At 60.2% G+C, this 22,309-nt stretch carries 23 protein-coding genes; 8 read left to right on the forward strand and 15 right to left on the reverse strand.

Going from position 1 to position 22,309, the window contains the following annotated elements:
* Window positions 1-65 precede the first annotated feature (65 nt).
* Entirely contained in the window at window positions 66-647 is a 582-nt protein-coding gene (gene lpcA, locus SPL01S_RS20855; protein WP_004949058.1) for a D-sedoheptulose 7-phosphate isomerase, read from the reverse strand.
* Window positions 648-892: 245 nt separating this feature from the next.
* On the opposite strand from lpcA, the gene fadE reads away from it, so the two are divergent.
* Window positions 893-3,349 carry an acyl-CoA dehydrogenase FadE gene (fadE, locus tag SPL01S_RS20860; protein WP_063202600.1) on the forward strand — a complete coding sequence of 819 codons (2,457 nt, stop codon included), beginning with the start codon at window positions 893-895 and terminating at the stop codon, window positions 3,347-3,349.
* A 289-nt stretch (window positions 3,350-3,638) separates the two neighbouring features.
* Window positions 3,639-3,791: a Hok/Gef family protein gene (locus SPL01S_RS20865; protein WP_004949052.1), complete on the forward strand. Its 153-nt coding sequence runs from the start codon at window positions 3,639-3,641 to the stop codon at window positions 3,789-3,791.
* A gap of 91 nt (window positions 3,792-3,882) precedes the next feature.
* Here SPL01S_RS20865 and mtnK read toward each other — a convergent pair whose 3' ends face one another.
* Entirely contained in the window at window positions 3,883-5,082 is a 1,200-nt protein-coding gene (gene mtnK, locus SPL01S_RS20870) for an S-methyl-5-thioribose kinase (protein ID WP_063202602.1), read from the reverse strand.
* 143 nt (window positions 5,083-5,225) lie between these two features.
* On the opposite strand from mtnK, the gene mtnA reads away from it, so the two are divergent.
* Window positions 5,226-6,254 carry an S-methyl-5-thioribose-1-phosphate isomerase gene (gene mtnA / locus SPL01S_RS20875; RefSeq protein ID WP_063202604.1) on the forward strand — a complete coding sequence of 343 codons (1,029 nt, stop codon included), beginning with the start codon at window positions 5,226-5,228 and terminating at the stop codon, window positions 6,252-6,254.
* A gap of 35 nt (window positions 6,255-6,289) precedes the next feature.
* Here the strand turns inward: mtnA and SPL01S_RS20880 are convergent, their stop codons facing one another.
* From SPL01S_RS20880 to SPL01S_RS20890, 3 genes are read right to left on the reverse strand one after another with little or no spacing between them, the layout of a single operon-like run.
* Window positions 6,290-6,832, reverse strand: coding sequence for a 1,2-dihydroxy-3-keto-5-methylthiopentene dioxygenase (locus SPL01S_RS20880; protein WP_063202606.1), 543 nt, complete (start codon window positions 6,830-6,832; stop codon window positions 6,290-6,292).
* Window positions 6,829-7,518: an acireductone synthase gene (mtnC, locus tag SPL01S_RS20885; RefSeq protein ID WP_063202608.1), complete on the reverse strand. Its 690-nt coding sequence runs from the start codon at window positions 7,516-7,518 to the stop codon at window positions 6,829-6,831. The genes SPL01S_RS20880 and mtnC overlap by 4 nt, the downstream gene beginning before the upstream one ends.
* Window positions 7,515-8,129 (reverse strand): methylthioribulose 1-phosphate dehydratase, encoded by a 615-nt coding sequence (locus tag SPL01S_RS20890; protein ID WP_063202610.1) that lies wholly within the window; start codon window positions 8,127-8,129, stop codon window positions 7,515-7,517. The genes mtnC and SPL01S_RS20890 overlap by 4 nt, the downstream gene beginning before the upstream one ends.
* A gap of 162 nt (window positions 8,130-8,291) precedes the next feature.
* On the opposite strand from SPL01S_RS20890, the gene SPL01S_RS20895 reads away from it, so the two are divergent.
* Together SPL01S_RS20895 and SPL01S_RS20900 are read left to right on the forward strand one after the other, a co-directional pair.
* Complete coding sequence (locus tag SPL01S_RS20895) at window positions 8,292-9,452, forward strand: pyridoxal phosphate-dependent aminotransferase (RefSeq protein ID WP_063202612.1); 1,161 nt, start codon at window positions 8,292-8,294, stop codon at window positions 9,450-9,452.
* Window positions 9,440-10,213: an amidohydrolase gene (locus tag SPL01S_RS20900; protein WP_063202613.1), complete on the forward strand. Its 774-nt coding sequence runs from the start codon at window positions 9,440-9,442 to the stop codon at window positions 10,211-10,213. Before SPL01S_RS20895 ends, SPL01S_RS20900 begins: the two co-directional genes overlap by 13 nt.
* 42 nt (window positions 10,214-10,255) lie before the next feature.
* Here the strand turns inward: SPL01S_RS20900 and SPL01S_RS20905 are convergent, their stop codons facing one another.
* From SPL01S_RS20905 to SPL01S_RS20950, 10 genes are all read right to left on the reverse strand, one after another.
* Window positions 10,256-11,608, reverse strand: coding sequence for a nucleobase:cation symporter-2 family protein (locus SPL01S_RS20905; RefSeq protein WP_063202614.1), 1,353 nt, complete (start codon window positions 11,606-11,608; stop codon window positions 10,256-10,258).
* Between the two features lie 74 nt (window positions 11,609-11,682).
* Window positions 11,683-12,018: a hydroxyisourate hydrolase gene (gene uraH, locus SPL01S_RS20910; RefSeq protein WP_063202616.1), complete on the reverse strand. Its 336-nt coding sequence runs from the start codon at window positions 12,016-12,018 to the stop codon at window positions 11,683-11,685.
* Window positions 12,011-12,511, reverse strand: coding sequence for a 2-oxo-4-hydroxy-4-carboxy-5-ureidoimidazoline decarboxylase (uraD, locus tag SPL01S_RS20915; RefSeq protein ID WP_063202618.1), 501 nt, complete (start codon window positions 12,509-12,511; stop codon window positions 12,011-12,013). Before uraD ends, uraH begins: the two co-directional genes overlap by 8 nt.
* Window positions 12,511-13,767, reverse strand: coding sequence for an allantoate amidohydrolase (hpxK, locus tag SPL01S_RS20920; protein ID WP_063202620.1), 1,257 nt, complete (start codon window positions 13,765-13,767; stop codon window positions 12,511-12,513). Before hpxK ends, uraD begins: the two co-directional genes overlap by 1 nt.
* Window positions 13,767-15,008, reverse strand: coding sequence for a pyridoxal-phosphate-dependent aminotransferase family protein (locus SPL01S_RS20925; RefSeq protein WP_063202622.1), 1,242 nt, complete (start codon window positions 15,006-15,008; stop codon window positions 13,767-13,769). The genes hpxK and SPL01S_RS20925 overlap by 1 nt, the downstream gene beginning before the upstream one ends.
* 46 nt (window positions 15,009-15,054) lie before the next feature.
* On the reverse strand, window positions 15,055-15,798 hold the full coding sequence (locus SPL01S_RS20930) for an amino acid ABC transporter ATP-binding protein (RefSeq protein WP_004949026.1): 744 nt from the start codon (window positions 15,796-15,798) through the stop codon (window positions 15,055-15,057).
* A complete protein-coding gene (locus tag SPL01S_RS20935) occupies window positions 15,779-16,435 on the reverse strand; it encodes an amino acid ABC transporter permease (RefSeq protein ID WP_063202624.1) in 657 nt (218 codons plus the stop codon). Before SPL01S_RS20935 ends, SPL01S_RS20930 begins: the two co-directional genes overlap by 20 nt.
* Window positions 16,435-17,100 (reverse strand): amino acid ABC transporter permease, encoded by a 666-nt coding sequence (locus tag SPL01S_RS20940; RefSeq protein WP_004949021.1) that lies wholly within the window; start codon window positions 17,098-17,100, stop codon window positions 16,435-16,437. Before SPL01S_RS20940 ends, SPL01S_RS20935 begins: the two co-directional genes overlap by 1 nt.
* A 12-nt stretch (window positions 17,101-17,112) precedes the next feature.
* Window positions 17,113-17,904 carry a transporter substrate-binding domain-containing protein gene (locus SPL01S_RS20945; RefSeq protein WP_037432214.1) on the reverse strand — a complete coding sequence of 264 codons (792 nt, stop codon included), beginning with the start codon at window positions 17,902-17,904 and terminating at the stop codon, window positions 17,113-17,115.
* 219 nt (window positions 17,905-18,123) lie between these two features.
* Window positions 18,124-18,963, reverse strand: a complete 840-nt coding sequence (locus SPL01S_RS20950; protein WP_006323781.1) for a MurR/RpiR family transcriptional regulator — start codon at window positions 18,961-18,963, stop codon at window positions 18,124-18,126.
* A 144-nt stretch (window positions 18,964-19,107) separates the two neighbouring features.
* Between SPL01S_RS20950 and SPL01S_RS20955 the strand changes: the two genes are divergently transcribed.
* From SPL01S_RS20955 to SPL01S_RS20965, 3 genes are read left to right on the forward strand one after another with little or no spacing between them, the layout of a single operon-like run.
* Window positions 19,108-20,694 (forward strand): gamma-glutamyltransferase family protein, encoded by a 1,587-nt coding sequence (locus SPL01S_RS20955; protein WP_063202668.1) that lies wholly within the window; start codon window positions 19,108-19,110, stop codon window positions 20,692-20,694.
* A 24-nt stretch (window positions 20,695-20,718) separates the two neighbouring features.
* A complete protein-coding gene (gene hpxX, locus SPL01S_RS20960; protein ID WP_006322394.1) occupies window positions 20,719-20,910 on the forward strand; it encodes an oxalurate catabolism protein HpxX in 192 nt (63 codons plus the stop codon).
* Window positions 20,907-22,307 carry an AtzE family amidohydrolase gene (locus tag SPL01S_RS20965; RefSeq protein ID WP_063202626.1) on the forward strand — a complete coding sequence of 467 codons (1,401 nt, stop codon included), beginning with the start codon at window positions 20,907-20,909 and terminating at the stop codon, window positions 22,305-22,307. The genes hpxX and SPL01S_RS20965 overlap by 4 nt, the downstream gene beginning before the upstream one ends.
* Window positions 22,308-22,309 lie beyond the last annotated feature (2 nt).

Below are 22,309 nucleotides of genomic sequence, written 5' to 3' on the forward strand. Positions count from 1 at the left end.
TCTATGCGGGCGCAGCATGCGGCGCCCCTAAAAATGTCGCGGGGGCGGCATGCCCCCTGAAGCCATTACGCTTTAACCATCTCTTTTTCAATCAGCTGAATCAAGATGTGAATCGCTTTGATATGGATTTCCTGAATACGGTCAGCGTAGCCGAAATGCGGTACGCGGATTTCCACATCGGCGGAGCCGGCCATTTTACCGCCGTCTTTGCCGGTCAGAGTGATCACTTTCATCCCTTTGGCACGCGCTGCTTCGATAGCTTTAATGATGTTGCCCGAATTGCCCGAAGTGGAAATACCCAACAATACGTCGCCTTCGCGGCCTACCGCTTCCACGTAACGTGAGAACACGTATTCGTAACCGAAATCGTTGCTGACGCAAGACAGGTGGCTGACATCGGAAATGGCAATCGCCGGATAGCCCGGGCGGTTTTCGCGGTAGCGACCGGTCAGTTCTTCGGCAAAGTGCATGGCGTCACAGTGGGAGCCGCCGTTGCCACAGGAAATCACTTTCCCACCGGCTTTAAAGGAATCGGCCAGCAGCACTGCCGCGCGTTGAATGGCGTCGATATTGGCATCGTCATTGATAAATTTCGCCAGGGTATCGGCCGCTTCGTTCAGTTCACTGCGAATAAGGTCGTGGTACATGAGGAACCTCTTGTTATCGTCAATCTTCCGCTTCGCAGTGTACCGGATCGGGGAAAAACCGAGAAGCACTGTAAGCCAAACAGCGCGCCGGTTGAGGTACGAGTGAGGTTTTTGATTATTGATGCGCTCAGTTTGTGACTTGAGTTGTAATTAAACTGTAAATGCATTGATAAAAATATGGGGTTGTACTAAAACCTATTACATACATACAACAGGTCAGACCTCTTACTACTTCGGAGCTTCTTATGATGGTTCTTAGTATTGTTGTTTTACTGGCACTCATTGGTGTGATGTTTTATCACCGAGTGAACCTCACCCTCAGTAGCCTCATTCTGCTGGCATACACCGCCGCCATGGGCGCTATCGGCCTGTGGACCTTTTGGATGCTACTGCCGCTGGCGATCGTCCTTCTGCCGCTGAACGTGACTTCCCTGCGCCGTTCGATGCTGTCCGCTCCGGCGCTGCGCGCGTTCCGCAAAGTCATGCCGCCGATGTCCACCACCGAGAAAGAAGCGATCGAAGCCGGCACCACCTGGTGGGAAGGCGATCTGTTCCGCGGCCAACCGGACTGGAACAAACTGCATAACTACCCGAAACCGCAACTGACCGCCGAAGAACAGGCGTTTATCGACGGCCCGGTGGAAGAAGCCTGCCGCATGGCGAACGACTTCCAGATCACCCATGAACTGGCCGACTTGCCGCCGGAACTGTGGGCCTATCTGAAAGAACACCGCTTCTTTGCGATGATCATCAAGAAAGAATACGGCGGCCTGGACTTCTCTCCTTATGCCCAGGCGCGCGTGCTGCAAAAACTGTCCGGCGTTTCCGGTATTCTGGCAATCACCGTCGGCGTGCCAAACTCCCTCGGCCCTGGCGAGCTGCTGCAACACTACGGCACCGACGAGCAGAAAAACCACTACCTGCCAGGCCTGGCGCGCGGCGACGAGATCCCTTGTTTTGCCCTGACCAGCCCGGAAGCGGGTTCAGACGCCGGCGCTATTCCGGATGTCGGCACCGTCTGCATGGGCGAGTGGCAAGGCGAACAGGTATTGGGCATGCGCCTGACCTGGAACAAACGCTATATCACGCTGGCGCCGGTCGCGACCGTGCTGGGCCTGGCGTTCAAACTGCATGACCCGAACCGTCTGCTGAGCGATAACGAATCCCCGGGCATCACCTGTGCGTTGATCCCGACCAGCACCCCAGGCGTTGAAATCGGCAATCGCCACTTCCCGCTGAACGTACCGTTCCAGAACGGGCCAACCCGCGGCAGCGACGTGTTCGTGCCTATCGATTACATCATCGGCGGGCCAAAAATGGCCGGCCAGGGCTGGCGCATGCTGGTTGAGTGTCTGTCGGTAGGCCGCGGCATCACCCTGCCTTCCAACTCGACCGGCAGCGTGAAGTCTATGGCGCTGGCCATTGGCGCTTACGCCCATATCCGCCGTCAGTTCAAGATCTCTATCGGCAAGATGGAAGGCATCGAAGAGCCGTTGGCGCGTATCGCCGGTAACACCTATGTGATGGATGCGGCGGCAACGCTTATCACCAGCGGCCTGATGCTGGGCGAGAAACCGGCGGTGCTGTCAGCCATCGTGAAATACCACTGTACCCACAGAGGCCAGCAGGCAATCATTGATGCAATGGATATCGCCGGCGGTAAAGGCATCATGTTGGGCAAATCCAACTTCCTGGCCCGAGCCTACCAGGGCGCACCGATCGCCATCACGGTTGAAGGCGCCAATATCCTGACCCGCACCATGATGATCTTCGGCCAGGGCGCCATACGCTGCCATCCCTACGTACTGGACGAAATGGCGGCTGCGCAAAGCAATGATCTGAACGCCTTCGACAAATCGCTGTTCGGCCATCTGGGCCACGTGGGCAGCAGCAAGGTACGCAGCTTCTGGCTGGGCCTGACCAATGGCCGCACCAGCAGCACGCCGACCAAAGATGCGACACGCCGTTACTACCAACAGTTGAACCGCCTGAGCGCGAACCTGGCGCTGCTGTCGGACGTCTCCATGGGCGTGCTGGGCGGCAGCCTGAAACGCCGCGAGCGTATCTCCGCCCGTCTGGGGGATATTCTCAGCCAGATGTACCTGGCTTCCGCGACGCTGAAACGTTTTGAGGATGAAGGCCGTCAGAAAGAAGATTTACCACTGGTACACTGGGGGGTGCAGGACAGTCTGCATCAGGCAGAACAGGCGTTGGACGATCTGCTGCGCAACTTCCCGAACCGCTTTATCGCCGGCGCGATGCGCTTCGTGATCTTCCCGTTCGGCCGCGTGCATACCGCACCTTCTGACCGTCTGGACCACCAGTTGGCCAAGATCATCCAACAGCCGTCCGCAACCCGCAGCCGTTTGGGCCGTGGCCAGTACCTGACGCCAAGCGAGCATAACCCGGTTGGCCTGTTGGAAGCCGCGCTGGCTGACGTCATTGCCGCCGAGCCGATTCATCTGCGCCTGTGCAAGGAAAGCGGCAAAAACCTGCCGTTTACCCGTTTGGATCGCCTGGCACAGCGTGCGCTGGAAGAAGGCAAGATCAGCGCCGATGAAGCGAAGATCCTGGTGAAAGCCGAAGAGAGCCGCCTGCGTTCCATCAACGTAGATGACTTCGAGCCGGATGCGCTGGCGGCCAACAAGCCGGAAAAGCCGGTAGCGCCGTCTAAACGCCAGCAGCACACCGAAGCAGCGTAACAGCGTTACTCCCATTCACCCAGGGGCGATGATTATCGCCCCTTTTTCTTTTTGTGCTGCAGCAAAATGCGCGGCGGCTCGCAGCCTTGCCAGAACGGCTAATTTAACTTCGAGAATAATCGGATAGACTGCATAGCGGGTGCTCTGGATCTTTCTTTCCGGGGCATAAGCAACGGATAGAAAGAGAAAGGCCCCGAGTCGATATTATCAACCCGAGGCCACTCTGAATGTCTAAGCAACATCAGGTTAGCCTCTTACCCGCCGGAAGGCAAGGATAAGGAGGTCAGAAATGCAGCAGGAACGGGTCGTTCTGAGGCTGATGATTATCTGCATGACGCTGATTGCGTTCATGTTGATCACTCGCGGTTCGCTATGTGAACTGCGCATCAAACTGGGAGACACGGAGGTTGCGGCCATTTTGGCTTACGAATCCGAAGGGTAAGGCAACCCAACGGCGGGGTTCGCCCCGCCTGTTGGTTGTTAGGCAGAGATCCATGAGCACCCTCTTCCTGCCGGCGGTGCCCAAACAACGCCTAGCCGTTCTGGCGGATACGCGCCAGCAGTGCGTCGATATGCTCAATCTGCGCCGCGTTGACGATCAGCGCACGGCCCAGGCTCAGGGCACTGCGCTGGCATTCGGCGCGCATTTCGGCATCGCTGATGCTGTCCAGATCGGCGACGTGTGCCAGACCGATAGTGCGGCGGATCAGCTCGCTGCCGCAGTAACCTATGGCATCGGTCCATACCTGCTGCAGGAACTGTTCGGCATAGCCCGGTACCGCCAGAGCTATCTCGCGGGTTTGTTGGTGGCACAATGCCAGGAAGCGATCGGCAAAAATCAGCCAGAGTTCACGCACGTCCTGCAGGCGCTGCTCCCGCCCGGCGGCGGCATCGCGCGGCCCTAACAGGCCAGGCAGGCCGCAGTAATTCAGCAACAGGTTACCCAACGCGCTGCCGACGTCAAAACCTATCGGGCCATAGAAACCAAACTCGGCATCTATCGCCTTCAACTTGCCTTCCGCAACAAAAATCGAGCCGCTGTGAATATCGCCATGCAGCAGCGCTTCCGCCTTGCTGAGGAAACGGTGCTTCAGCCCGGCCACCGCCAGCCTCAGCGCGGTATCGTCACGCAGCGCTCGCACCTGCGGCAGCAGCGCCTCGTCGAACTGATTGCGTTCGTGATCGATATAGGGATCGGTAAAGAACAGATCTTCGGTGATCTGGCACAGCTCAGGGTTGGTGAAGCGGCTGACCTCGGTCTTTTTTTCTTGCGCCGTCTGGTAAAAATCGGAGGTATGAAACAGGGTTTGCGCCAGATATTCCGCCAGTTGTCCGGCCGCCAACGGGTAATAGTGGCCTTTGATCAGCTCGTTGCGCCAGATATGGTGATCGGAAAGATCCTCCTGCACCATCACTGCCAATTCAGGATCGTGATGCAGCACCTTCACCGTATGCCGTGGGCAAACGCCGCCGTGGATCAGCAGGGTTTCCGCTTCAATGCGCGCCCGATCCAGGGTCAGCGGCCAGGATTCGCCCACGCAGCGTACGTACGGCAACGCCTGTTTGACGATCACCCGGCTTACGCCGTCGCGATCGCGGATTTTGAACACCAGGTTCAGGTTGCCGTCACCAATCTCGTCAGCGCTCACCAGCGCCTGCGGATCGGCCAACTGCCCGTATTGGCGGGCATATTCAACGGCATCGGCAGCAGTAAAGGTACGATAAAGCGACATTCCCAACCCCTCTGATTTTTCTCACTGACGCAGCGATGTTATTTTTTAGACGTAAAAGCATTTGGACGTCTATACATCCGTATGGCATGTTGGCAGAATACCTTTTCAGATGCAATAACAACGCAACAAGGATTTAACTGCCGATGCAATCGCTTAACACCACCAGTTTGACCCTGAGTGACAACCGACTTTGGATCCTCGATCAGCAGGCTTTACCGCAGGAAAAACAGTGGCGCCAATGTGACACCGTAGAAGAGTTGGTCGATCATATCCTCACCTTGCGGGTACGGGGCGCACCGCTTATCGGCCTGTCCGCCAGCCTGTTGCTGGCGCTGCTGGCGGAACGTGGTCTGCCGCGTGAAGAACTGGAGCAAGCCTTGGCCACCTTACGCGCCTCGCGCCCGACGGCGGTTAATCTGATGAACAATCTGGACCGCATGAAGCAGGCTCTGGCACAACCGCAGTGGGTGCCTGCGATGGTGGAGGAAGCGTTGCGACTGGTGGAAGAAGACCGTAAGTTGTGCGATCGGATCGCCGATCACGGCGCGGAACTGGTACAGCCCGGCAGCCGCCTGCTGACCCATTGCAATACCGGTGGCCTGGCGACCGCCGGTATCGGCACGGCTATCGGGGTGCTGTTGCGCGCCCATCAGCAAGGGAAAGTACAGCAGGTATGGGTCGACGAAACCCGTCCGTTGCTGCAAGGCGGTCGCCTCACCGCCTGGGAACTGGGCGAGCTCGGCATTCCCTACCGGCTGATTTGCGATTCGATGGCCGCCAGCCTGATGGCGCAGGGCCAGGTAGATGCGGTGTGGGTTGGCGCAGACCGCATTGCCGCCAACGGCGACGTCGCCAACAAGATTGGCACCTACAGCCTGGCGGTGTTGGCGCACTATCACCGCATTCCGTTCTACGTGGCCGCCCCGCACACCACCCACGATCCGCACTGCCCGAACGGCGCGGCCATCCCGATTGAGCAACGGGCCGCAACCGAAGTGACCGGCGTCTCCGGCAGTTTCGGATCATGCCAGTGGGCGCCTGCCGATGCCCCGGTTTATAACCCGGCGTTTGACGTGACGCCTGCGGCGCTGATTAGCGGTTGGGTGTTCGACAGCGGCGTGATTACGCCGCAACAGGTCAATGACGGGATCTTCCAGCGGGCACTGGGGTAATCAATAACGGGGCGCAAAAGCCGCCCCGTTAAACGTTAATCCAGGCGCGGATAGGCATCGGCGATCCTGTCGCCGGTGAAATGCGCGACCCAACCTTCCGGGTTATCAAAGACGCGGATCGCAGTAAAGTTGGGCGCCGACCCCATATCGAACCAGTGACGGGTATTGGCCGGTACCGAGATCAGATCGTTCTTCTCGCACAGGATCTGGAAGATCTTGCCATCCAGATGCAGGCAGAACAGCCCCGCGCCGGCCACAAAGAAGCGCACCTCATCTTCGCCGTGCGTATGTTCGGAAAGAAATTTGCTGCGCAAGACTTCGCGTTGCTCATTATCCGGACGCATGCTGATCACGTCCCAACTCTGATAACCCTTCTCCGCCACCAGCCGATCAATCTCGTGCTGATAGGCGGCAATCACCGCCGCCGGCTCCGGGTTTTCACCCAGTTCGCGATCCGCCTGCCAGCGCTCGAAGCGCACGCCAATTTGCGTCAGTTGCCGTTGAATGGCCTCGGCATCCTGGCTTTGCCATAACGGCTGCTGCGGCTCTTTATCGCTGAAAATGGTCAATCCACTCATGAGGCAAACTCCCCTAAATCGATCTGATCAAAACGGTTAACCTGCGGGTGCCGGCTCTGCGCATCGGCGTCGTCGCGGATCAACTGACAAGTACGCCAGCCTGCGGCGCGTGCGGCGTCCAACTCTTGATGAATGTCGGAAAGAAACAACAGCTCGTCGGGCGCAATGCCGATTTCAGCGGCGATATTTTGGTACGAAGCGGTTTCACGCTTGGCGCCGACGTGGGTATCGAAGTAGCCGCTGAACAGCGGCTGTAAATCCCCGGCGTCGCTGTAGCCGAACAGCAGCTTTTGCGCCTCCACCGAGCCGGAAGAGTAGACGTACAGTTTCAACCCTTGCTGCTGCCAGGCGGCCAGCTGCCCAGCCACTTCCGGGTACAGATGGCCGCGAAAATCACCGTTCCGGTAGCCGCTGCGCCAAATGATGCCCTGCAGCGCCTTCAGCGCGGTGGATTTGCGATCTTCATCCATAAAACGGTACAGCGCGGCAATCAGTTGCTCAATGTCCGCTTGCGGTTGCTCAATCTCCTGCCGCAGCGCGGCCAGCGGTGCGGCCACTTCGGCATCTGCAGCGTGCTGACGGAGAAACTCGGCCAGCCGCTCACGCGCATAGGGAAACAGCACCTGGTGCACGAAGCGAATATCGCTGGTGGTGCCTTCAATATCGGTGACGATGGCGCGGATCATTTAGCCTCCAGTAAACGGCGTTGCAGTTCGCACTGGAACAGGAACTCCAGCCCTTCAAGGTGACGACGGGCTTCCGCGACCTGGCGGCCCCAGCAATACAGGCCGTGTCCACGAACCAGAAAACCGTACTGCAGTGGCGTCACTTCAGCATACGCCGCCACGCGCGCCGCAAGCCGCGGAATATCCTGATCGTTATCGAAAATGGGAATAATCACGCTGTCCAGATGGCTGCTCTGGCCGCCGAGCGATTTTTGCATTTCATAGCCCTGCAACAAGAGGCCATCGCTGCGTTCAACGCGCGACAGTACGGTCGCATTCACCGAATGGGTGTGCAGTACTGCACCTATCTGCGGATACAGCCGGTAAATCAGGGTATGCAGGCCGGTTTCCGCCGAAGGCGTGCGACCGCTCGGCACATGATTGGTCGCGGTTTCCACCAGCAGGAAGTCCGTTTCGGTCAGGCTGCCTTTATCCTTGCCGGATTCGGTCACCAGGCAGCGTTGATTGTCGAGACGCAGCGACATATTGCCGCCGGTCGCCGGGCACCAGCCCTTTTCGCCAATCCAGTGGCAGGCAGCCAATAACGCTATAAGTTGCGGATTTTCTGTCATTATTTTTCCCGGTCAGTAAGGTGGTCCAGCAGGTGAAGCTTAGAATGATTTGCTTATATAGTTAGATCTTTTCTTCATTTAGCCATCTAAGCGTCTTGATTGCCAAATACTAACATCGTGTTATATTGACGGCAACCTAAGCGCCAGGAGTATTAGCCTGCTATGAGCACGTCAGCATTGATTCCCGACAGTAAATTGCCCGCTCTGGGCACCACCATTTTCACTCAGATGAGTGCGCTGGCGGCGCAGTATCAGGCGATCAACCTGTCGCAGGGCTTCCCCGATTTCGATGGCCCGGATTATCTGAAAGATCGCCTGGCCTGGCACGTCAACCAGGGTGCCAACCAATATGCCCCCATGACCGGTGTTGCGCCGTTGCGCGAAGCCATTGCCGAGAAAACCGCCGGGCTGTACGGCTGGCTGCCGGACGCCGCCAGCGAAGTCACGGTGACGGCCGGCGCCACTGAAGCGCTGTTCGCCGCCATCAGCGCCTTGGTGCGCCCCGGCGATGAAGTGATTTGTTTCGACCCGAGCTACGACAGCTATGCGCCGGCGGTCACGCTGTCTGGCGGCACATTGAAGCGCATTGCGCTACAGCCGCCTGCATTCGGCGTGGACTGGCAGCAGTTTGCCGAATTGCTTTCGCCTCGCACCCGGCTGGTAATCCTCAATACGCCGCACAACCCGTCCGCCACCGCCTGGCAGGCGGAAGATATGCAACAGCTGTGGCGCGCCATTAGCGATCACGAAATCTATGTGCTGAGCGACGAAGTGTATGAACATATTTGCTTTGCCCAGGGCGGCCATGCCAGCGTGCTGGCCCATCCGCAGCTGCGGCAACGCGCCATTGCGGTGTCTTCTTTCGGCAAAACCTTCCACATGACAGGTTGGAAAGTGGGTTACTGCGTGGCCCCCGCCGCACTGAGCGCCGAAGTACGTAAAGTGCATCAATACCTGACTTTCTCGGTCAACACCCCGGCACAGCTGGCGCTGGCGGATATGCTGCGCAGCGAGCCGGAGCATTGGCAACAGTTGTCGGCGTTTTACCGCGCCAAGCGCGATCGCTTTGTGCAGGCGCTGTCAAACAGCCGACTGGAAATTTTACCCTGTGAAGGTACATACTTCTTGCTGGCGGATTACAGCGCGGTCTCCGATTTGGATGACGTCGCTTTCTGTCATTGGTTAACCGAGCACGTGGGCGTGGCGGCAATTCCGCTGTCGGTCTTCTGTGCCGATCCTTTCCCTCATAAATTGATCCGGCTGTGCTTCGCTAAACAGGACGCCACGCTGGATGCGGCTGCGGAGCGGTTATGTCGACTTTAAAAATTACCCTGTTGCAGCAACCGCTGGTCTGGCGCGACGGCGAAGCCAACCTGCGCCATTTCGATGAGCAGTTGGCACCGCTGACCGGCCGCGATCTGATCGTGCTGCCGGAAATGTTCACCACCGGCTTCGCGATGGACGCCGGGGAAAGCGCGCTGCCGGAACAACAGGTGATCGCCTGGCTGCACGGCTGGGCCAGCAAAAGCAACGCTCTGGTCGGTGGTAGCGTGGCGCTGAAAACTGCCGAGGGCGCAGTCAACCGTTTCTTGTTGGTCGAACCGAACGGTCGGGTGCATGCTTACGATAAGCGCCACCTGTTCCGCATGGCCGGCGAGCACCTGCATTACCGCGCCGGTAAAAAACGCGAGATTTTCGAGTGGCGCGGCTGGCGCATTCTGCCGCAGATCTGTTACGACCTGCGCTTCCCGGTGTGGTCCCGCTACCAGCAGGATTACGATCTGGCGCTGTACGTCGCCAATTGGCCGGCACCGCGCAGCAAACACTGGCAAACGCTGCTGGCCGCACGCGCCATTGAGAATCAGGTCTACGTGGCCGGCTGCAACCGCGTTGGCGAAGACGGCAACGGGCTGAACTACAGCGGCGACAGCCTGATCCTCAGCCCGCAAGGCGAAACGCTGGCGCAGGCGGAACCGGGCACCGCCGCACGATTGGACGCCGAACTGTCGCTGGAAAACCTGCAGAGTTACCGCAGCGCTTTCCCGGCCTGGCGCGATGCCGACAGCTTCCTGCGGCACGATTGATCCTTTGATCCTTACGGGCGCAGTCCGCTGCGCCCGCACTCTTCAGGAAAGCTCCTCCTCCGTCGCATTTTTCTCTGCCGCATCGATCCGGTTGAACAACAGATTCAGCAACAGCGCCGCCAGACACGACGCGCTAATGCCAGAATGCAGCAAAGTGCGGACCCAATTCGGGAACTGATCGTAAAAAGTCGGCATCACAATCGGGATCATGCCGAAAGCGATCGCCGTCGCCACCACCACCAGATTCATGTTGTCCTTATACTCCACCTTCGCCAGAGTGCGAATGCCGCTGGCAGCCACCGAACCGAACAGCACCACGCCGGCACCGCCCAATACCGGCAACGGAATGCAGGCCACCAGCCGCCCCAGAACCGGCAACACGCCCAGCAGCACCAGAATGGCGCCCCCGGCACTGACCACAAAACGGCTTTTCACGCCGGTGATCGCCACCAGGCCGATATTCTGAGCAAACGAGCTTTGCGGGAATGAGTTAAATACCGGCGACAGCGCGCTGGAGAGCATATCGGCGCGCAGCCCCTTGGCGATACGACGCGAATTGACCGGCGAACCCACAATTTCCCCCACCGCCATCAGCCCGGCGGTGGTTTCCGTCAACAGCACCAGCACGATCAACAGCATGGACAGGATCGCGCTCAGCTCGAAGGTTGGCCAACCGTAGGCGAAAGGTTCGGGGAAGGCCAGCCACGGCCCGTTGCCCACGGCGGCAAAGCTCACTTTCCCCGCCAGCGCCGCCGCTACGCAGCCTACGGCCATCGCCAGCAGTACCGACAACCGCTTCAACGTCGGGGAACCGATCTTATTGAGCAACAAAATGACCGCCAGCGTGAAAGCGGCCAGGCCAATATTCCCGGTAGCCCCCCAATCCGCCGCCTTGGCGTTGCCGCCCATCGCCCAGCGCACCGCCACCGGCATCAACGACAGCCCGATCACCGTCACCACGGTGCCGGTCACCACCGGCGGGAAGAAGCGGATAATTTGCGAGAAAAACGGCGCGATCAACAGCCCCGCCAGCGAAGCGGCGATCACCGCACCGAATACTGCAGGCAGCCCGCCGTCCCCGGTGACAATAGTCACCATGGTCGCCACCCCGGCGAAGGAAACGCCCTGCACCAGCGGCAGGCGTGAACCCAGGCCGGGCAGGCCGAGGGTTTGCAGCAACGTCGCCAGCCCGCTGACAAACAGCGCCGCCGTCACCAGCATGCCAATCTGCGGCGCGCCTAAACCCGCAGCCGAACCGATGATCAAGGGTGGCGCGATAATTCCCCCGTACATGGTCAAAATATGTTGCAGGCCGAAGGCAAAGGTTTTTCCCAGCGGCAGTTTTTCATCTTCCGGGCAGCACGAAGCCGCACCCTGATCCTGAGACAGAGCCATATTTCCCCCGTTTACTGGGTGATTGAATCCGGGAGCGCGGTACGCCGCGCCCGAGGGTACGTCAGTGGATCAGATCAACTGCCGCGGTAGGTCGAGTACGAATAGGGGCTGATTAACAGCGGTAAATGGTAATGCTGTGCCGCATCGCCGACGACAAAATCGATAATCGCGGTGGCGTATAGCGTTTCGCGCCGGCCGGCGGCAAAATAGCCGCCGAGATCGGCATACAGGCGGTAATGTCCGGCGGTCAGGCCATCCGGCGTCAGGTTGCGCGCGCGGCCGTCGGCATCGGTATGGCTTTCGGCCTGCATCCGCCAGTGTCCGTCGTGCTCTCGTTCCAGCCACACCCGCACGTCTGCCGCAGGTTTGCCGAGTGAGGTGTCCAGAATATGGGTGCTGATATTACTCATCGCTCAATAACTCCTTAAAACGCAGCATCACGATTTCACGCAGCTGTTCGGCGGTTTCCCGCTGTTCCTGCTCCGCACTGTTGCTCAACCTACGCTCCAGCTCACGCAATATGGCCTGGCCATCGCGGCCGGCGGCGCGGATCAAAAACACCTGACCAAATTGCGCTTCATAACGCCGATTACCTGCCAACAACGCCTCGGCCAGCGCAGCGTCCTCCGTATTGACCGCCGCCTGCTCTCGCCGGGAAAATTGTGCCTCGCGGCCTGGCCCGCCGGCACGCTCGCCGATGCGTGGGTGCTGCGCCAGCGCCCGATTGACGTCCTCCGCCTGCCAGCACTGTGACGCCTGCCGGGCAAACGCCAGTGCGGCATCAATGCCGGCGAACGGCCGGGCAGCAATTACCGCACCGATCCAGGAAGGAATATCCACGCAGGGACGCAGCAACCGCTCGGCTTCCAGCGGCGACAGCCGGTTAAACGCTTGCAAATCCATCAGGCTTCCTCCCAACTGCCAACCGTCTGGCAGTAGGCCTGAATCGCCAACGCCACATCGGCTTGAGTGACGGCCTCAGCCGGATGATGGCTGATACCGCGATCGCAGCGCACAAAAAGCATACCCACCGGCCAGCAGGCCGCCACGGCTATCGCATCGTGCCCGGCGCCGCTCGGCAGCGCCATACTGCGGCCTTGTACCTGCATCACGCCATCCTGCCAACGCCGTTGCAAATTTGCATCACAGGCTGTTGCATTTATGCGGTAAAACTCTTCGCTGGCAAAACTCAGCCCCCGACGCGCACAGATCGCCTCAGCCTGTGCCAGCAGTTGCACCAGCAACGCCGCCAGAGGGCCATCCTCCGGGCCGCGCACGTCGAGCGACAGTTTTACCTCGCCGGGGATGACGTTGACCGCTCCCGGCAGGCTTTCGATTCTGCCAACGGTAGCCACCAGATGCGGATCGCAGGCCGTGGTGATCGCCTCGACGGCCACCATCCATTCTGCCGCCGCCGCCAGCGCATCTTTGCGTTGCCCCATCGGTACGGTGCCCGCATGGCCCGCCTCGCCGGTAAAGGTGCAGTTGAGCCGGCGAGCGCCGTTGATTGCCGTCACCACCCCCAGCGCCAAATCGGCCGCCTCCAGGCATGGCCCCTGTTCAATATGCAGCTCCAGATAACCGCAGATATCCCGTTGCGCACGCTTAGCCTCACCCACCGCAGCAGGATCCAACCCAAACTCGCGCAGCGCCTGCGCCATGCTGATCCCCTCGGCATCGGTCCGTTCCAGCCACTCGGCAGGCCACTGCCCGGTGATACCCCGGCTGCCCAACAGGGCAACGCTAAAGCGGGTGCCTTCTTCATCGGCGAAGCCAATCACCTCCACCGCCACCGGCAAACGCCGCTGCTGCCGATGCAGATGCGCCACCACTTCCAGTGCGGTCAGTACGCCGAGCATGCCGTCATAGCGGCCGGCATTGCGCACCGTATCCAGATGCGAGCCGAGCAGCAACGCCGGAGCGCCTGGCGTTTGGCCTTCGTAACGGCCGCAGATATTGCCGACGCTGTCCTGATGCACAATCATGCCAAGGGTACGCATCCAGTCGCCCACCAGCTGGTTGGCGCGCCGATGTTCCGGCGACAGATAGACCCGCGTCAGCTGGCCCGGCGTGGCGCTGATCGCCGCCAGCGCATCGCAGCGCGCCATGACGCGAGCCGCCGCCTGTTCCGCCTCCTGGGCGGTTAACAGCGCCGCCATCAGCAGATCCCGGCGTCGTAGGTATTCCAGGCCGCCTGCAAGGCTTCGCCCTGTTGGCTGGCGAAGCCCAGCCGGTTCAGTACCGCCTCCAGCGCGGTCAGGGTCTGCAACACGCAGTCTTTGCGTGCGTTGTAACCCATGGTGCCGATACGCCAGATCTTGCCCTGTAGCGGGCCGAACGAGGTGCCGATCTCAATGGCGAAATCATTCAGCATCATCTGACGCACCTGCTCGCCGTGGACCTGTTGCGGGATCACCACACCCAGCACGTTGTTCATGCGGTTATCGAGATCGCCGAACACCTCCAGCCCCATGCCCTGAATGCCGGCCAGCATCGCCGCGCCGTTCAGTTTGTGGCGGGCGATGGTATTTTCCAGCCCTTCTTCCAGGATCACCCGGGCGCACTCGCGCGCGGCGAACAGCATGCTGGTGGCTTCGGTATGGTGGTTCAGCCGCTCCGGGCCCCAGTAATCCATGATCATGCCGAGATCGAAATAGTTGGAGTAGATCATCTCGTCGTCGCCGTCGGCATGGTCAGCCGTGCGAATGCCCTGCTCCACGCATTTACGGCGGCGGACGATCTCTTCAAACTGCGGGCTGAGGGTGACGGGCGAACTGCCGGACGGGCCGCCCAGGCATTTCTGCAGGCCGGCGGATACCGCGTCCAGCCCCCAGGCGTCGGTTTCCAGCGGGTTGCCGGCGAAGGAGGCAGTGGCGTCGGTGTAGAACAGCACGCCGTGGCGGCGGCAGATGTCACCCAATTCTTCCAGCGGCTGCAACATGGTGGTGGACGTATCGCCCTGCACCGTCAACAGCAGGCGCGGGCGCACCTTCTTGATCGCGTCTTCAATCTGATCGGCGCTGAACACCTCGCCCCAGGGCACCTCGATGGTGTGCACCTCGGCACGGCAGCGGCGGGCAATTTCGCACAGCAGATGGCCGAAACGGCCAAACACCGGCACCAACACCTTGTCGCCGGGGCGAATCGAGGAGATCAGCATGGCTTCAATACCGGAACGCGAAGTGCCGTCCACCAGCATGGTCCAGCGATTTTCGGTGCGGAACAGCGCGCGATACAGCTCCATCACCTGATTCATGTAGCCGGTCATCACCGGATCGTACTGGCCGATCAGCTGGCTCGACATGGCGCGCAGCACGCGCGGATCGGCGTTGATCGGCCCCGGCCCCATCAACAGGCGAGCCGGCGGATTAATCTGATCGAACTGGGTGATATCTAACATGTTCATTCCTTACCAACTTAATAAGTTATTATTCCACTCACCCCGGTCAGGCCTCTGTCAGCCCACGGACCGAAGCGATAAACTGTTTTAATTCCTGCGTTTGTGGATTAGCGAACAGCGTGCGGCTGTCGCCCTGCTCCCAAACCTTGCCCTGGTGCATAAACACCACCCGATCACCGACCTCGCGAGCAAAGTTCATTTCATGGGTCACCAGAATCAGCGTCATGCCCTCTTTGGCGAGTTGCTCCAGCACCTTCAGCACCTCGCCCACCAGCTCAGGATCCAGCGCCGAGGTAATTTCGTCACACAGCAGCACCTTAGGGTTCATCGCCAGCGCCCGGGCAATCGCCACGCGCTGCTGCTGCCCGCCGGAAAGATTGGCCGGTGAATAGTGCATTCGCTCGCCCAGTCCGACCTTGTTCAACATCTCCTCCGCCAGTTCGCGGCATTCGGCGGGGCTTTTTTTCAGCACCCGGCGCGGCGCCAGCATCACGTTCTCCAACGCGGTCATGTGCGGGAACAAATTAAAGTTCTGAAATACCATACCGATGGAGCGGCTGATTTCACGCGCCTGCGAATCGCGGTCGGTAATGGTCATGCCGCCCAATTTGATGCTGCCTTCCTGATACCCTTCCAGCCCATTGATACAGCGCAACAGCGTGCTCTTGCCTGAACCGCTGCGGCCGATAATCGAAATCACCTGGCCCATGTCGATATCCAGATCCACGCCCTTCAGCACATGGTTCTGGCCGTAATATTTCTGAACCTGATTAATTGTGATGAGCGGCATGGAATTTCTTCTCCAGATAATGGCTGTAACGCGACAGCGGGTAACACATCAGGAAATAGCCCAGCGCGACCAGGCCAAACACTTTAAACGGCTGATAAGTGACGTTGTTCAGCATGGTGCCGGCCTTGGTCAGCTCGATAAAACCGATGATCGAGGCCAACGCGGTGCCCTTGATCACCTGCACCGAAAACCCGACGGTGGGCGCGATGGCGATACGTACCGCCTGCGGCACAATCACCCGCGCCAGAGTCTGGCCAAAGCTCAGCCCCAGGCAACGCGACGCTTCCCACTGCCCTTTCGGCAGGGCAGCGATGCTGCCGGACCAGATATCCACCAGAAAAGCGCTGGTGAACAGTGTCAGCGCCAGCGCGGCGGCAGCCCAGGGGCTGACGTCGATGCCGAACAGCGCCAGGCCGAAGAACGCCAGGAACAGCTGCATCAGCAGCGGCGTGCCCTGAAACAGCTCGGAATAGAAGCGGACAAAACGCATCGCCCACTTGCGCTTGCTCAGGCGCAGCAATAACAGCGGCAGCGTCACCAAAGTACCGCCGAAGAACGCCGTCAGCGACAGCAGCAACGTCCAGCGCGCCGCCAGCAGCAGATTGCGCACAATGTCCCAGTCGGTAAAAGTCAGCATCAGCCCTGGCTCCCCAAAAAGCGCCGTCCGGCGGCCAGCAACAGCTGGCGCATCAATACCGATAACAGCAGATAAAACAGCGTCGTCACCAGATACACCTCAAAACTGAGGAACGTGCGCGACTGGATCAGGTTGGCGGCGAAGGTCAATTCTTCGAACGACACCTGCGACACCACCGATGATCCCAGCATGACGATAATGCACTGGCTGACCAGCGCCGGATAAATTCGCTGCAACGACGGCGGCAGCACAATGCGCAGAAACGTCTGGCTGCGGCTGAACCCCAGCACTCGCCCAGCTTCCCACTGGCCTTTCGGCGTCACCTGAATGCCGGCACGAATGATTTCGGTGCTGTAGGCGCCCAGGTTGATCACCATCGCCAACAGCGCCGCCTGCCCGGCGGTCAGTTTCCAGCCCAGGCTAGGCAGGCCGAACACGATGAAGAACAGCTGCACCACAAACGGCGTATTGCGCACTACCTCGACGTAAATGCCCCAAATATGGCTAAGCAGGTTAGCCTTGCCGCTGCGGATTGCCGCGCCGCAAATCCCCAGCGCGACGCCCATCAAAGTGGCCAATGCCGTCAGCTCGATGGTGGTCAGCAGACCGGCCAGCAGTTCGGGCATATAGGGCCACAGAGCGGGAAAATTCAGCTGATAGGTCATCAGGCGCTCCCGTTATGCACCAAGGTTGGCAGGCAGCGGCGCTTTCAGCCATTTTTCCGACAGGCCGTTCAGGGTGTTGTCCTTCAGTGCCTGTTCAATCAGCTCATCCACTTTCGCTTTCAACGCCGGTTCCCCCAGGCGCAGGCCAACGAAGCACGGCGAGTCTTTTAGCATAAACTTGGCGACCGGCGCTTTGGTCGGGTTCTGCCGCGCGATGGCGCTCACCACCAGATTGCCGGTGGCGATGTACTGCACCTGGCCGGACAGGTAGGCCGACAGCGTGGTGTTGTTATCCTCATAGCGCTTGATCTGCGCGCCCTTCGGTGCGGTATCGCTCAGCACCATGTCTTCGACCGCGCCGCGCGTCACGCCGACGGTTTTGCCGTCCAGCTGTGCGGCATCGCCCAGTACCGCCTCTTTCGGCCCGAAGACCCCGAGGAAGAACGGCGCATAGGCGCGGCTAAACGCAATGGTCTTCTCGCGTTCCGGGTTTTTGCCCAGGCTGGAGATCACCAGATCGACCTTGTTGGTTTGCAGATAAGGCACCCGGTTGGCGCTGGTGACCGGCACCAACTGCAACTTAAGTTTCATCTTGTCGGCCAGATAATGCGCCATGTCGATGTCATAACCCTGCGGCTGCAGATCGGTGCCCACGGATCCAAACGGCGGGAAGTCCTGCGGTACAGCCACCCGCAGCACGCCGCGCTGCTGGATCTCCTGTAATTGATCCGCCATCGCAGAGGCGGCCTGCGCCATCAGCAAAACCGCACCCAATGTCGCTACCCCGATTTTCTTGAAGTTCATAGATTATCCCCGATGGTGAAGTGATGAAACAAAAGATTCTTTGACTATCACTTTGCAACTAATGTGCCAATCGACCGCGCGGGGAACGTTCTGCTTTATTGCCCGTAAGTTAAGGCATCAGAAGGGGATTTCCCCTGCCGCTGCAGCGGCGGAGGAAAGGCATAAAGTGGGGAAAAATGTGCACCACCAAAGTGCAAAAGCACCAAAATAGCGCTGAGATCAGCGCTGTTCCAGCTCGTCCAAATCGTTATACAGGTCAGCGATCTGATGAATGCGCTGCCGCCCTTGCGCCAACGTCTCGTGCAGCAAAGCGTTGCTGAGCAGGTTAGCCAGGCTCATGGCGGCTGAGTAGCTGTCAAAGGCGGAAACGCTGTCAAGCGGCGCCGCCAGATGCCAGCTCGCCAGCGGGATCAGCGCCTGCGCCTGCGGTTCGCACACCAGCAGCGTCGGCACCTGCTGGACCTGCAATTGCGTTAGCAACGCCCGCAACTGGCGCGGTCGGCGGCGAAATGCCACCACCACCGCCACATCCTGCGTACTCAGATCGACCAGTTCTTCGGCCAGCGTCTGCCCAGGCTGTGGCACCAGCAACACATTTTCGCGCACCTGCATCAGTTGCTGGCGCAGGTGCATCGCCACCGGATAGCTGTTGCGAAACCCCATCAGCACCACCCGGCGCGCCTGGACCAGCGCGGCGATCACCGCGTTGAACTGGTTTGCATCAATATGGTTCACCCAGTGCGTGAGATTGGCCATTTCCTGCTTGTAGTGACGCGCCAGCAGGGTGTTGCCCTGCACCGCATCGCGGTTATCGGTCAACGGCATGCCGCTCTGGCGCAGGGTGCGCAGTTCGTCGCGCATTTCGCGGTAGCTTTGGTAACCCAGTCGCTTGAACAAACGGCTGACGGTAGCCTTGGAAACGCCGCTCAGGCGTGCCAGCTCGGCGCTGTTGTAGCTGATCAGGTCATCGAAGTGATCGAAGATAAAATCGGCCACCCGCTGTTCCTGCGGCGTCAACTGCGGGTATTCACTGCGCAGGCGTTCATCAATCTGCTTCATCGCCACTCCTGCTGTAACGTTCGTTTCAGCGGAACATAACACGGCCAATCCACCTGCTGGCAAGCAATTATTGTCCCCCGGAAAAATATGGAACGCCTCTTGCTTGTATTGAATCAGATGCTGACCTCAAAAAAGGGCCAAGAAATGATTAACAGCAACACCGCGCCATTGGGCATGGCGGTCACGCCGCATCACCTCGCCAGCGAAAGCGCACTGGCGGTCCTGCGCGAAGGCGGTAACGCCATTGAGGCGATGGTCGCCGCGGCCGCCACTATCGCGGTGGTTTACCCGCACATGAACGGCCTGGGCGGCGACGGTTTCTGGCTGATTGTTCCGCCGCAGGGCGATCCGGTCGCGATTGACGCCAGCGGTGCCGCCGGTTCCCTGGCTACGCTGGATTTCTACGCCGGTGAAAGTCATATTCCGCACCGTGGGCCGAAGGCGGCGCTGACCGTGGCCGGCACCGTCGGCGGCTGGCAAGCCGCGCTGGATTACTCCGCCGAATTGGGCAATGAGCCGTTACCGCTGCCGCGCCTGTTGGCCGATGCCATTCGCTATGCGGCGGACGGCATTCCGGTCACCGCCTCGCAGGAAGCCGCCACCCGCAGCAAATATCATGAATTGGCGGAGCTGGAACATTTTGCCCGCACTTACCTGCCGCACGGGGAAATCCCTCACGCCGGCCAACGTTTCTGCCAACCGCAACTGGCAGATACCCTGATCGCGCTGACCGAAGACGGGTTAGACAGCTTCTATCGCGGCCCATTGGCGCACAACATGGCAGCGGATATGGCCCGGCTGGGCATGCCGCTCACCGCGCAGGATCTGGCGGATTACCGACCGCGCCGCCGCACGCCGCTGCGGCTGGAGCATCAGAAAGGCGAAGTTTTCAATCTGACGCCGCCCACTCAGGGCCTGGTGTCGCTGGCTATCCTCGGGCTGACCGATCGGCTACCGCTCGCCGGCCAAAGCGAAGGCGCCGTGGTGCACGGCATTGTGGAGGCCACCAAATTGGCTTTCGGCCTACGCGATCAATTCATCACCGATCCTCGCCATATGACGCAGGATCCGCAGGCGCTGCTGGAAGCCGAGCATTTGGATGCGTTGGCCAAACGCATCGATCCCCACCAGGCCGCCACCTGGGGGAAAGGCAAAGGCCCGGGCGACACCGTTTGGATGGGGGTGATGGACAGCAGCGGTCTGGCGGTATCCTTTATTCAGAGCATTTATCACGAATTCGGCAGCGGCGTCGTTCTGCCGCACAGCGGCGTGCTGTGGCAAAACCGCGGCGCGTCATTCAGCCTGGATGCCGCCCACCTGCTGGCGCTGGCGCCAGGCAAACAGCCGTTCCACACCCTTAACCCGGCCGCCGCACGCCTGTATGACGGGCGTACCCTGGTCTATGGATCTATGGGCGGTGACGGCCAGCCGCAAACCCAGGCAGCGGTATTTGTCCGCCACGTGGTGCAAGGGTTGCCGCTGCAACAGGCCATCAGCGCGCCGCGCTGGCTGCTCGGCCGCACCTGGGGCGAAAGCTCGGACTCCCTGAAGCTGGAGGGCCGTTTCAGCGCAGAAACCGTGGAGTATCTGCGCCGGCGCGGCCATGAGGTGGAGTTGCTGCCCGATTTCAGCGAGGCGGTCGGCCATGCCGGCGCGATCGTTCGTCATACCAACGGCATGCTGGAAGGCGCTTTTGACCCGCGCAGCAACGGCAGCGCCGCCGGCTTTTAGACACCATGTTAAAGGGGAATATCTATGAACAACCTGCCTGCCACCGACTGGGCGGCCTATATCAGCCAGATGGAGGCGATATTGGCTCTGGAAATGGATGACGCGCGCCGCCAGGAGCTGCTGACCCAGTTCAACCGCATCGCCGCGATGGCAGAACCGCTGATGGCCTTCCCGCTCGATCAACGCCTGGAGATTGCCGGGGTGTATCGCGCATGAATCCGTTAAGCGTACTATCGATCGCCGAGATCCGCGCCGCCCTTAAACAGGGGGCGATTTCCGCGCGCGAAATCGCCCAGCAAACGCTGGAGAATATCGACACGTTCAACCCTTCACTGAACGCCTATACCCACATCACCCGCGAGCGGATGCTGAGTGAAGCCGATCACCTCGATCGCCTCCGCGCCAAGGGGCAGACGTTGCCGAGCCTGGCGGCCATCCCCTACGCGGTGAAAAACCTGTTCGACGTCACCGGCGAAACCACTCTGGCCGGTGCCAGCCTGTTCAGCGACCGTGCGCCCGCCAAACAAGACGCCTGGGCAGTGGGCAAACTGGCGGCACAAGGCGCGCTGCTCTCCGGCATGCTGAACATGGATGCCTACGCCTACGGCTTTACCACCGAAAATAGCCACTACGGCGCAAGCCGCAACCCGCACGACACCACGCGCATTGCCGGCGGATCTTCCGGCGGCTCGGCGGCCGCGGTCGCCGCCGGGCTGGTGACCTTCTCGCTCGGCAGCGACACCAACGGCTCGATCCGCGTACCCTCATCGCTGTGCGGCATTTACGGGCTGAAACCGACCTTCGGCCGCCTGTCGCGCAGCGGCAGCCAACCCTTTGTCGCCAGCCTGGATCATGTGGGGCCTTTCGCCCGCCGGGTGCGGGATCTGGCGGCGGTGTACGACGTGATGCAGGGCACCGATATCGAAGACCGCTTTCAGGCGGAAAAACCGATCACCCAAACCGAATCGCTGCTGCCACGCGGCCAGCAGGGGCTGCGTTGTGCGGTGCTCGCAGGCTATTTCCAGCAGTGGTGTAATGACGACGCCAAAGCCGCCGTGCAACAGGTCGCGATGGCGCTGGAGGCCTGTGCCGAGGTTGAGCTGCCGCAGGCTGAACTGGCGCGTTCGGCGGCGTTTATTATCAGTGCCGCCGAGGGGGGCAATCACTATCTGCCGCAGTTGCGCAGCCAGCCGGAACGTTTTGAGCCGCTGTCGCGTGAGCGACTGTTGGCAGGCGCCATGCTGCCCGCAGCCTGGTATGTGCAAGCGCAACGCTTCCGCGCCCATTTCCAACAGCAAGTGCTGCCGCTGTTTGAACACTGGGATATTCTCATCGCCCCGGCAACGCCATGCAGCGCGACCAGCCTGGGTCAGGAAACGATGCGCATCAATGGTGCCGATCTGCCGATCCGCGCCAGCATGGGTATGTTGACGCAGCCGATTTCGTTCCTCGGCCTGCCGGTGGTGACGGTGCCGCTGAAAACCGCCTCGGGGTTGCCCATCGGCCTGCAACTTATCGCCCCGCCATGGCGTGAAGATTTGGCGCTGCGCGCCGCCTATGCGCTGGAGCAACGCGGCGTGGCGAATTGTTCCTTACCGGCAAAACAGGGTTAATG

Source organism: Serratia plymuthica NBRC 102599, from assembly GCF_001590925.1.
Taxonomy (GTDB): Bacteria; Pseudomonadota; Gammaproteobacteria; order Enterobacterales; family Enterobacteriaceae; genus Serratia; species Serratia plymuthica.